At 56.1% G+C, this 9,788-nt stretch carries 11 protein-coding genes and 2 tRNA genes; 6 read left to right on the forward strand and 7 right to left on the reverse strand.

Going from position 1 to position 9,788, the window contains the following annotated elements; all coding sequences use genetic code 11:
* Positions 1 to 113 precede the first annotated feature (113 nt).
* The gene (locus tag AC2FJF_RS21870; protein ID WP_496727172.1) at positions 114 to 1,148 is read left to right on the forward strand and encodes a Hint domain-containing protein; all 1,035 of its coding nucleotides are present in this window, start codon (positions 114 to 116) and stop codon (positions 1,146 to 1,148) included.
* 75 nt (positions 1,149 to 1,223) lie between these two features.
* Positions 1,224 to 1,892: a DUF1638 domain-containing protein gene (locus AC2FJF_RS21875; RefSeq protein ID WP_496727173.1), complete on the forward strand. Its 669-nt coding sequence runs from the start codon at positions 1,224 to 1,226 to the stop codon at positions 1,890 to 1,892.
* Positions 1,893 to 1,895: 3 nt separating this feature from the next.
* On the opposite strand, the gene AC2FJF_RS21880 is transcribed toward AC2FJF_RS21875, so the two are convergent.
* A complete protein-coding gene (locus AC2FJF_RS21880; RefSeq protein ID WP_496727174.1) occupies positions 1,896 to 2,306 on the reverse strand; it encodes a SufE family protein in 411 nt (136 codons plus the stop codon).
* Positions 2,307 to 2,445: 139 nt separating this feature from the next.
* Between AC2FJF_RS21880 and AC2FJF_RS21885 the strand changes: the two genes are divergently transcribed.
* Positions 2,446 to 2,970 carry a hypothetical protein gene (locus tag AC2FJF_RS21885; protein ID WP_496727175.1) on the forward strand — a complete coding sequence of 175 codons (525 nt, stop codon included), beginning with the start codon at positions 2,446 to 2,448 and terminating at the stop codon, positions 2,968 to 2,970.
* A 6-nt stretch (positions 2,971 to 2,976) separates the two neighbouring features.
* Here the strand turns inward: AC2FJF_RS21885 and rnd are convergent, their stop codons facing one another.
* From rnd to purM, 3 genes are all read right to left on the reverse strand, one after another.
* The gene (rnd, locus tag AC2FJF_RS21890; protein ID WP_496727176.1) at positions 2,977 to 4,134 is read right to left on the reverse strand and encodes a ribonuclease D; all 1,158 of its coding nucleotides are present in this window, start codon (positions 4,132 to 4,134) and stop codon (positions 2,977 to 2,979) included.
* 116 nt (positions 4,135 to 4,250) lie between these two features.
* Positions 4,251 to 4,847 (reverse strand): phosphoribosylglycinamide formyltransferase, encoded by a 597-nt coding sequence (gene purN, locus AC2FJF_RS21895; RefSeq protein WP_496727177.1) that lies wholly within the window; start codon positions 4,845 to 4,847, stop codon positions 4,251 to 4,253.
* Positions 4,844 to 5,890, reverse strand: coding sequence for a phosphoribosylformylglycinamidine cyclo-ligase (purM, locus tag AC2FJF_RS21900; protein WP_496727178.1), 1,047 nt, complete (start codon positions 5,888 to 5,890; stop codon positions 4,844 to 4,846). Before purM ends, purN begins: the two co-directional genes overlap by 4 nt.
* A gap of 107 nt (positions 5,891 to 5,997) precedes the next feature.
* Here purM and AC2FJF_RS21905 point away from each other — a divergent pair.
* Positions 5,998 to 6,074, forward strand: a tRNA-Ile gene (locus tag AC2FJF_RS21905).
* A 484-nt stretch (positions 6,075 to 6,558) separates the two neighbouring features.
* Here AC2FJF_RS21905 and AC2FJF_RS21910 read toward each other — a convergent pair.
* The 3 genes from AC2FJF_RS21910 to AC2FJF_RS21920 form a co-directional block, all read right to left on the reverse strand.
* On the reverse strand, positions 6,559 to 6,729 hold the full coding sequence (locus AC2FJF_RS21910) for a hypothetical protein (protein WP_496727179.1): 171 nt from the start codon (positions 6,727 to 6,729) through the stop codon (positions 6,559 to 6,561).
* A gap of 255 nt (positions 6,730 to 6,984) precedes the next feature.
* The gene (locus AC2FJF_RS21915; protein WP_058271760.1) at positions 6,985 to 7,245 is read right to left on the reverse strand and encodes a hypothetical protein; all 261 of its coding nucleotides are present in this window, start codon (positions 7,243 to 7,245) and stop codon (positions 6,985 to 6,987) included.
* A gap of 113 nt (positions 7,246 to 7,358) precedes the next feature.
* Positions 7,359 to 8,678, reverse strand: coding sequence for an ATP-binding protein (locus AC2FJF_RS21920; protein ID WP_496727180.1), 1,320 nt, complete (start codon positions 8,676 to 8,678; stop codon positions 7,359 to 7,361).
* A gap of 44 nt (positions 8,679 to 8,722) precedes the next feature.
* Between AC2FJF_RS21920 and AC2FJF_RS21925 the strand changes: the two genes are divergently transcribed.
* Together AC2FJF_RS21925 and AC2FJF_RS21930 are read left to right on the forward strand one after the other, a co-directional pair.
* Positions 8,723 to 9,637 carry an MBL fold metallo-hydrolase gene (locus AC2FJF_RS21925; RefSeq protein ID WP_496727181.1) on the forward strand — a complete coding sequence of 305 codons (915 nt, stop codon included), beginning with the start codon at positions 8,723 to 8,725 and terminating at the stop codon, positions 9,635 to 9,637.
* 76 nt (positions 9,638 to 9,713) lie between these two features.
* Positions 9,714 to 9,788 (forward strand) — tRNA-Asn (locus AC2FJF_RS21930).

Raw genomic sequence — 9,788 nt, forward strand, 5'->3', positions numbered from 1 at the left:
CTTTTTTGTCTTCAACTGCTTGATAAGCAGTACAGGTTTTATTACCTGTCAATTGTGATAGTGCGAATCTGTTGTGACGCACGTGTTGTTAACGAGTACATATAGGGTGGGTTATGCCTACGACGTTTAATGCTATTTTTCTTGGTAATCTTGCAATCATCGACCCGACTGAGGGTAACAACACTGCTGAAAACGCGGGCGCTTTGGTTGGACAAACTTTTGGTGGTCCGGGTGATCCATTACTTGACGACGCTGTCGTTTGGACACCGGTAGGAAACCCTGGTGGAACCTACGAAAACAACGCCAACTCTGACGTGGATTTTTTTGCAATTGATGGCGCTGCGACCATTTTCGATGCAGCTGTCGCCTACAATGCGACAATTACGTATGTCGACGGCACAACGGCAGACATAACGGCAGTCATCGCGCAAGACACGCTCGGGAACACTTTTCTGGTTCCAGAATTCTCAGCCAACAGCGATCAGGCCGCATTGGAATTTGCGGGCATCAGGTCACTAACGCTCAACAGTATAAACACCGCCACAACTACGGGTTTGAACGCTGACCGTGAATCCTGGGACATCGCCAGATGTTTCGCAACCGGCACTCTGATCGAAACGGAACGTGGCCTGGTCGAGGTCGAGAATTTGCGCGTGGGTGACAAAATTCCGACGCTGGATCATGGGTTGCAAACACTGCGTTGGATTGGCTCTCAGACCGCGCGTGCCGCAGGCGTGTTCACGCCTGTGCTGATCAAGGCGGGTGCGCTTGGCAATGATCGCGATCTCTTGGTCTCGCAACAGCACAGGATGCTGATCAGCGACTGGCGGGTCGAGCTGCATACGGGCCACGCTGAGGCGCTGGCGCCTGCCAAGCATTTGGTGAATGGCCGCGATATCGTGATGAAGCCCGGCGGTCTTGTGACCTATTATCACCTGATGTTCGACCAGCACGAACTGATCTGGGGCGAAGGGTGCCTGAGCGAGAGCTTTCACCCTGGAATCCAGGCGTGGAACAGTTTTGAGGATGACACACGGCAAGAGATCCTGTCGCTGTTTCCGGAACTGGCCAGTCACGGGATCACCGCCTATGGTCCCCCTGCCCGCCCATCGCCTCAATCTTTTGAAACGCGTGCGTCGGTGGCCTGACACGGGATGTCGGAAGCGGACTTGCCTTGATCCGGCATTCATTCTTTGATGCTGCAATCCTTCAGGGAATTGACGATGCAGCAGAACACCACACCGGATGACGTAAGCCTGACGACAAAAGGCTATACCGAAGACACTCGGCAAGGCGGCATACTGCTATTGGCCTGCGGTGCACTGGCGCGTGAAATCCTGCATCTGAAAAAGCGTAACGGCTGGGATCATATGACCCTGACCTGCCTGCCCGCCATACTGCACGTCCACCCTGAAAGGATCACGCAGGCCGTCGAAGAAGCGGTTGCCAAGCACCGCGGTAGCTTTGACCAGATCTTCGTCGTCTATGCCGATTGTGGTACCGGAGGGTTGTTGCAGAAGGCTTGCGAAGAGATGGGCATTGAGATGATCAAAGGCCCGCACTGCTATTCCTTTTTCGAAGGAAATCAAGCCTTTGAAGACCATGGCGATGATGAAACAACAGCCTTCTACCTGACGGATTTTCTGGCCCGCCAGTTCGATGCCTTTGTGTGGAAACCGCTTGGCCTGGACCGTCACCCCCAACTGCGGGACATGTATTTCGGGAACTATACCAAGCTTGTCTATCAAGCCCAGACAGACGATCCGGACCTGACGGCCCGCGCTCAGGAATGCGCCGAACGCATGGGTTTGACGTTTGAACGCCGGTTCACCGGCTATGGGGATCTGGAAACCACCCTGACCGAGTGGGCCGCCCGCAAGTCGACCGCCTGATCGTCAGGCGTTCTCTTGCGCGACTTCGCGGATACGCTCGATCATTGACCGTAAGCCGTTAGAGCGTTGTGCGGACAGGTGATCATTCAGCCCAAGGCGTGCCAACTCGCCGCCCGCGTCGACCTTTGGGACTTCGCCAACAGGCAAGCCATTATACAAAGACCGCAACACCGCAATCAGCCCGCGCACAATCAACGCGTCGCTGTCGCCGTCGAACCGGAAAACGCCCCCCTCGATCGTGGGCTGCAGCCACACCTGACTGGCACAACCATGCACCTTAGTGGCGGGTACTTTGAACGCATCGTCCAGCGGCTCCATCGCTTTACCCTGATCTATGACATGGCGATACCGGTCTTCCCAGTCATCCAGAAACTCGAAATCCTCGACGATTTCCTCAAAGGCGGGCGTTGCCATTTCGGTGTGGTCCTTTTTGTTGCGATCACAATTGTGACCTAGGCCTCCGTTGGGCACCTGTCTAGCCCCGGTGTGGGTTTTCAATCTTTGGAATTTACGATAACCCATTGCTGAAAATACTTCTCTGGGCTTTGGGACCATGAAAAAATCAACACCTCTTCTATTGGTCGGCACGCTTACACTGGCCGCCTGCAGCGGCTGGAGCGAGTCGCGCGTGAACCCGACCAATTGGTTCGGGTCCAGTACACCCGCCCCTACTGAAGTATCCGTAAACGAAGCCGATGCTCTGGTGCCCCAGGGGCGCGACGGCCCGGGCCTGTTTTCGCGACCCGAAAAGGAAGTGATCGGCTTTGCCATAACCAAGGTAGATGAGCTGCGCATCGATCCCACGTCTACCGGGGCAATCGTCTATGTCAAAGGTACGGCCGCAAGACAGGGCGCCTATAATGCGCGCCTTGTCCCCGTGGAAAGCGAAGAAAACGAAAAGAACGGCATTCTGGAATACACGTTCGAAGTCAGCTACCCAAGCTACGCGACCAATCAGGGCTCTGAAAAATCGCGTGAGGTCAATGGTGCCACGACGCTTGGCCGGGCCGAGCTGCGAAACACCCGTTTGGTTCGCGTTCGTGGTGAACAGAATGCACTAGAGTCCCGGCGGCGCTAACCGCCGCTAAAGCGACACGACTTGTACGGATTGCCCCTTGGCGGCCAGAGCGATCTTGCCGTCACACAGTTTCAGGGCATCCTCGCCAAACACCTCAAATCGCCAGCCTGACATCGAAGGCAGCTTACGCTCGCCCGCAGCCAACTGGTCCAGTTCGGAACTGGTGGCGATCAGCTTGGCCGCCACGCCCGAGCTTTCGGTTTTGGACTTGAGCAAAACGCGCAGCAAATCGGCGAGCGCCGGGTTGATCTTTAGCTTGTCACGGCTGTTATCAACGCGCGGCATTTGATCGGCAGGGCAATTCACCCCCTGTTTCACCGCCGCCAGAATACCATCGGCAATCGCGCCTTTGCGCGCCTCGCGCAGCAGCAGGCGAGAACCACCAAGGTCCGACGGAGATTTTGGCTTGGTCGAGGCAAGCTCGATCAAGGCATCATCCTTGAACACCCGGCTGCGCGGAACGTTGTTCTCTTGCGCATAAGCTTCGCGAAACTGCGCCAACTCGCGCACGACAGCCAAGAACTTGGCCGAATTCGTCCGGGTTTTTACCCGCTTCCATGCATCTTCCGGACGGATATCGTAGGTTCCGGGTTGGGTCAGGGTGCGCAACTCTTCGGACACCCAATGGCTGCGCTGCGACTTGTTCAACTGGGCTGCCAGATATTCGTAAATCTGCCGCAAATGCGTGACATCCGCCAAGGCATAGGTCTTTTGCGCATCTGTCAATGGCCGACGTGACCAATCGGTAAAACGCGAGGTTTTGTCGACGCCTTCCTTGCAGATTTTGCGCACCAAAGTCTCGTATCCCACCTGCTCGCCAAAGCCACAGACCATCGCGGCGACCTGAGTGTCGAACAGAGGTTGCGGGAATACGGACGCCTCGACCCAGAAAATCTCAAGATCCTGCCGTGCGGCGTGGAACACTTTGACCACGCTTTCATCGCGAAACAGGTCATAAAGCGGGTCCAGAGACAGGCCATCAGCCAATGGGTCCACCAGAACGGCGCTGCCTTCATCATCAGATGGAACCGCAAGCTGCACCAAACAGAGTTTTGAATAGTAAGTCCGTTCGCGCAGAAACTCGGTATCTACGGTGACATAGTCATAATCCGCCGCGGCCTTGCAGAAATCGGCCAGCTCTTGCGTCGTCGTCAGGGTTTTCATGCGCGGTACTGTTCTTGCTCTTGTTCTGTGCGGCTGATTGTCTGTTTCATTCCGTACCCAGCCGTATTGCGGACCATAGGATGAATTTGACGCGCGTGTAAATCGCCCTGAGACGTTCAGGGCAGCAACACCGGAGTCCGATCCCCACTGGCGTAACGGCGCAACACTGCGGGGTAGAGTTTGTGTTCCCATACCAGCACCCGGGCGGCCAATGCCTCGGACGTATCACCCGGTTCAATATCTACTCGCGCTTGCCCAAGGATCGGACCGTCATCCAAGGCTGCGGTGACTTCGTGAACCGAACATCCATGTTCAGCATCCCCGGCTTCAATAGCGCGCGCATGGGTGTTGAGACCCTTGTATTTCGGCAGAAGCGAAGGGTGGATATTCAGCATCCGTCCCTGAAAGCGTGACACGAAATCGCCTGTCAGAACACGCATGAAGCCAGCCAGACAAACGATATCGGGTTGCGCTTCTTCCAGCGGTTTCAGCAACTCGGCCTCAAACGCGGCACGGTCGCCCTTGAACGGGCGGTGATCCACCGAAGCCGTCGGAATGCTCCGCTCTGCCGCCTTTGTCAGGCCACCCGCATTCGCATCATTGGACAGAACCAGACAAGGCCGCGCAGGGTGATCGTCGGTCATGCTGTCGACCAGCGACACCATGTTCGAGCCACCCCCCGAGATCAGAATTGCGACGCGCTTATGGCTCACAACAGGGTGCCCGAATAGGCCATGCCCGCTGTCCCGGTCACAGTGCCAATCCGCGCAACCGTTTCGCCCGCATCGGCCAGCAACGCCGCCAAATCATCCGCGCGATCCGCTTCACACGCGACGATCATGCCAATGCCGCAGTTGAAGGTCTTCAACATCTCAGCCTCAACAATCCCACCGGTTTCCGCCATCCAGCGGAATACAGGCGGCAAATCCCATGCATTCAGGTCAATCTCGGCACCCAACCCCTCGGGCAGCACACGGGGCAGGTTTTCTGTAAGGCCGCCGCCGGTGATATGGGCCAGCGCATGCACGCCCCCTGCTCGGATCGCCTGCAGAGCTGGCTTCACATACAGACGTGTGGGTGTCAGCAGAGCTTCGCCCAGCGATCCTTCACTGAACGGTGAGGCGGCATCCCAGCCCAGACCCGAAATCTCTACCAGTTTGCGGACCAGCGAATAGCCGTTAGAATGCACCCCGTTCGACGCCAGCCCCAAAAGCACGTCGCCTTCCTGAACACCAGTCGGCAGATGCGCACCACGCTCCATCGCGCCGACCGAGAACCCGGCCAGATCGAAATCGCCATCCGGGTACATGCCGGGCATTTCCGCGGTTTCACCGCCGATCAGAGCGCATCCAGATTGCACACAGCCCTCGGCAATGCCTTCGATAATCCGCGCCGCCGTATCCGTATCCAGCTTGCCGGTCGCGAAATAATCCAGGAAAAACAGCGGCTCAGCGCCCTGGCAGATCAGGTCATTGACGCACATGGCCACAAGATCGATGCCCACGCCGTCGACGACGCCGGTATCAATGGCGATGCGCAACTTGGTGCCCACTCCGTCAGTGGCCCCAACCAGAATCGGGTCCTGATATCCGGCATCCTTTAGATCGAACAGAGCGCCAAAGCCGCCCAGCCCGCTCATCACGCCCGAGCGGTTGGTGCGTTTTGCGGCCGGCTTGATCCGATCGACAAGGGCATTCCCCGCATCAATATCAACGCCCGCATCGGCATATGTGATTCCGTTCTTGCCCGTGGTCATGGCCAGCCCCTTATGAATGGTTCCCGCGCGGGTTATTCGATTGTGCGACTTGTTGCAACGGTCAGGCTTGACGCGGCTGTTCACCATGGTACTCAAAGCGCTCAGGCGGGCCTGTAGCTCAATTGGTTAGAGCAGAGCGCTCATAACGCTTTGGTTGCGGGTTCAAGTCCTGCCGGGCCTACCACCGTCTACTAATTCCTTGCTATCAGTTAAAGATGCTTGCCAGACCAGCAATGCACGGTGTTTCTGCTGTCCTGTTCAAACATAAGATTCATTCTTCTAAATCTGCAGGGTTGCCCAGTAACTCTGAGCCTTATTCAAGCCCCTAGAGTTCGGAGTCCCCGCTCAAGCGGAAGTGCCATTTGGTACATTCAAGACAAAATGACACATACGCATACTATACTTTTGGATACATCACCTATTCGAATGGGCTTTTGGCTATCCCATTTCCATTCAGCGAAACTTGTAAATTCATGTTTTTATGATCTTGCACGTCCCATACATGTGCATCCCAGCCTCCGACTAGCACCCAGTAGGAGGAAATTGACCGGCTTCGCGACCCCTCCGCTCACTCGGACCGCGAAGCTGGTTTTTTTGTGCCGTTTTTAGTTTGAAAAAAAGCTTCCAAAGACAAAGCGCACCGGCAAACCTCCAATTGAAGTTCAGGCCTACCTTGGAGGTTCACCGAAGTATCCACCAAAGTATCCGACCATCGCACCCAAAACGCCAACAACGATGACAATCGAGATCAATGCACCACTGCTTTTTGAGTAATATCCAAGCGTCAAAAGCCCGACGACAAATATACCAACCAAGAAATACAATACAGTGTTGTCCATACCTAAACCTATGCCGCAAAAGACGTTCTGTAACGTTACGATAGAAATGCGCCTCAAGTCTAATGGGGGAGTTACACCCCGTTAAACACCAGGGTAGCCACTCGTTCCCGCTCCAAAAAACCCGCGTTGTTCGGAGGGAAACCGTTACAAACAACGCGGGAGGCAGTTGGGGTAGTGAAGGCGATACGGAGCGGGTCAAGAATTGGACCAAAAAACCCCGGGTAAAGCCGTTCGGTCTAATATGAGGCGGCGAATTTACGCTTCAGGATCTGTCGCCTCAGCCTTTTGGAAAACTGCCAAGGTGACAAACAACCCGCCGATCAGAAGCAAATGGCCCAATGCGGTTACACCGAAAACAAAATAGCTGCCAACCATCAGCGAGAAGATTGCGCTCCACATCCATGCCAACATCTGCATCAGCATGTGTGCTGTGGATAGCGAGTATTTTTTTAGTGGGTTTTTCGTTTCATCCATTACCGATACCCACGATGATTTTACGTCGAAACTATTGGTCATGACTTCCTCCCATTCTAAAGGTTGTACGGGGTGATCGGTGCTTTAGACCAAAGAAAAATTTTGCGCGCCGCTTATGGCAGAGAACCAAAACGTAAATTCCGATCCCACCAAAATCACCTCCCAACAATGATATCTGCGCAAAGGCCACCCAGCCTTTCACTTTTGCCAAGCCGCAGGACACCGCCATGTGCGCGGGCAATATCCGCAACAATCGCCAACCCAAGACCAACGCCACTGCCCTGATTCTGGTTGCGTGCGGGATCAAGACGCGAGAACGGTTTTACAGCCTCAGTGCGCTGCTCTACCGGAATGCCCGGTCCGTCATCTTCGACCCGGATGCGCGTGGTTTTGGGCGTCAGGGACAGGCTGACCTCGGCCCGGTTGCCATATCGCACCGCATTGCCAATCAGGTTCTCGACCGCGCGGCGCATGGCCATAGGGCGCAGCATCGCCGTGCCGTCACCTTCGAGTGAGACCAATTCGGCCTGATGACCTGCCCGTCGCGCGTCTTCGACAATCTGGCGCAACAACGCGGCGGGCTCGATTGCCTCGGCAGGGCCCTCAGCGGCGCCGCGAGAGAAATCGAGGAACGCATCCAACAGCAATTGCATCTCGTCTACGTCCTGCTGCATCGGTGCTGCCTCATCCTCAGGCAACATGGACAGGCCCAGTTTCAGGCGCGTCAGCGGTGTTCTCAAGTCGTGACTGACCCCCGACAGCATCATCGTGCGCTGTTCCATCTGGCGCTCGATTCTTGCCCGCATTTCCAGAAACGCACTACCGGCTGCGCGCACTTCTATCGCACCGCCCGGCGAATAGGGTACCACCCTGCCCCGGCCAAAGGCCTGCGCGGCGTCAGCAAGCCGGGTGATGGGCCGCAGTTGATTGCGCATATAGAGGAATGAGATCGTGGTCATGACCACGGCAAAAAACACCATAGTCACAATCAACTGATGCGGCGCCGTGGGTGACAAGCGGCGGCGATCTATCGTCAACTGCAGAAGCCCCAGATCGGTTTCCAGATACAACCGTGCCTCGTCACCCGAAGGCAAGGCCACAGAAACCAGATCGGGCAGTCGCATCTGTAAATTTGCCTCGACCTGAGGTGCGATGAAGTCGTACCACCGCCGCTTGTCGGTCAATGGATCCTGATCGGGGTCGACAAAGCGGGCCTTCATCTCAAGCGCAACCAAATCCGGGCGTATGGCTGCCAATGCCTGCTGCCGGGTCTCGGCCCCCTGCATCGTTTCAAGCACCAGAGTCACTTCGCGCGCCGCGGATCGGGTCATCTGTGCGGTGACGTCCTCAAGATGTTTTTGCAAAAAGGCAATCCCAACCACCAACAGCAGAACGATAACCGGAAGAACCAGAATCAGTGCTGCTCGGGCATAAAGGCTGCGCGGCATATAGTGTTTGAGCCATTGACTGGACATGCGCTAAACCTAACGGGCTGATCCGCCAAGAGAAAGAGCTCAGAATGCAGGTGCCCGACGATTTCAACCCGCCACCAGGTCAGGCAACCGAATTACAAACTGGCCTGCGGCGGATTCTGGCACCAAACCCGTCTCCGATGACTTATCGCGGTACGAATACGTATCTATTGGGAGGTCGCGATCTGGCGGTCATCGATCCTGGCCCCCTGAGCGACACGCATCTTGGGGCGATTCTGAACGCCATGCAGCCGGGTCAACGGATAAGCCACATCATCGTCACCCACAGCCATCTCGACCACTCGCCACTTGCGGCACCATTGGCAGAACGGACCGGTGCGCCGATTTTGGCCTTTGGCGGGCCACAAGCCGGACGCAGTGCAGTGATGACCGAACTGGCGCATCAAGGTCTGGTCGGCGGAGGTGAAGGGATAGACACCGCATTTCGTCCGGATATCGAACTGGCGGACGGCGAGATGGTCGAGGGTGAAGACTGGCAGCTTGAGATCATCCATACACCCGGTCATCTGGGAAACCATATCGCCCTGGGATGGGGCAATGTCTGCTTTACAGCGGATCACGTCATGGGCTGGGCCAGTTCGCTGGTCTCCCCTCCGGACGGGGATCTGACGGATTTCATGCAAGCCTGCCAAAGGTTGCGCGCCCGGAGCTGGTCCGTGTTTCACGCAGGCCATGGTGCACCGATCACCGATCCTGGCGAACGTTTGGACTGGCTGATCAATCACCGCCTCACGCGCGAAGCTCAGATACTGGCGGCGCTCGAGGATCAGCCCGGCACCGCCCGCCAACTTGCCGAGCGCATTTACACCGATACGCCTATCGCGCTGCTGCCAGCCGCCGAGCGCAACGTGTTTGCGCATCTAATTGATCTATATGGTAAATCAAAAGTCTCCACACTTGATGCGCTATCGGGAAATGCCAATTTTTTCAGAACCGCGTGACTTGTCCAAATTTTTTTCCGATTGATGCAGTTCTCCTCTGGACGGGCAAAAAACGGATTGTTATACGCCCCTCAGTTCCGGCGTAGCTCAGCGGTAGAGCAGTTGACTGTTAATCAATTGGTCGTAGGTTCGATCCCTACCGCCGGAGCCA

This window comes from Ruegeria sp. CDSB013 (genome assembly GCF_059611165.1).

What these genes read in the sequence shown, in the direction of transcription:
- AC2FJF_RS21925 (WP_496727181.1), top strand. Translation starts at nt 8,723, where the DNA reads ATGCAGGTGCCCGACGATTTCAACCCGCCACCAGGTCAGGCAACCGAA.
- AC2FJF_RS21915 (WP_058271760.1), bottom strand. Translation starts at nt 7,245, where the DNA reads ATGACCAATAGTTTCGACGTAAAATCATCGTGGGTATCGGTAATGGAT.
- rnd (WP_496727176.1), bottom strand. Translation starts at nt 4,134, where the DNA reads ATGAAAACCCTGACGACGACGCAAGAGCTGGCCGATTTCTGCAAGGCC.
- AC2FJF_RS21910 (WP_496727179.1), bottom strand. Translation starts at nt 6,729, where the DNA reads ATGGACAACACTGTATTGTATTTCTTGGTTGGTATATTTGTCGTCGGG.
- AC2FJF_RS21875 (WP_496727173.1), top strand. Translation starts at nt 1,224, where the DNA reads ATGCAGCAGAACACCACACCGGATGACGTAAGCCTGACGACAAAAGGC.
- AC2FJF_RS21880 (WP_496727174.1), bottom strand. Translation starts at nt 2,306, where the DNA reads ATGGCAACGCCCGCCTTTGAGGAAATCGTCGAGGATTTCGAGTTTCTG.
- AC2FJF_RS21870 (WP_496727172.1), top strand. Translation starts at nt 114, where the DNA reads ATGCCTACGACGTTTAATGCTATTTTTCTTGGTAATCTTGCAATCATC.
- purM (WP_496727178.1), bottom strand. Translation starts at nt 5,890, where the DNA reads ATGACCACGGGCAAGAACGGAATCACATATGCCGATGCGGGCGTTGAT.
- AC2FJF_RS21920 (WP_496727180.1), bottom strand. Translation starts at nt 8,678, where the DNA reads ATGTCCAGTCAATGGCTCAAACACTATATGCCGCGCAGCCTTTATGCC.
- AC2FJF_RS21885 (WP_496727175.1), top strand. Translation starts at nt 2,446, where the DNA reads ATGAAAAAATCAACACCTCTTCTATTGGTCGGCACGCTTACACTGGCC.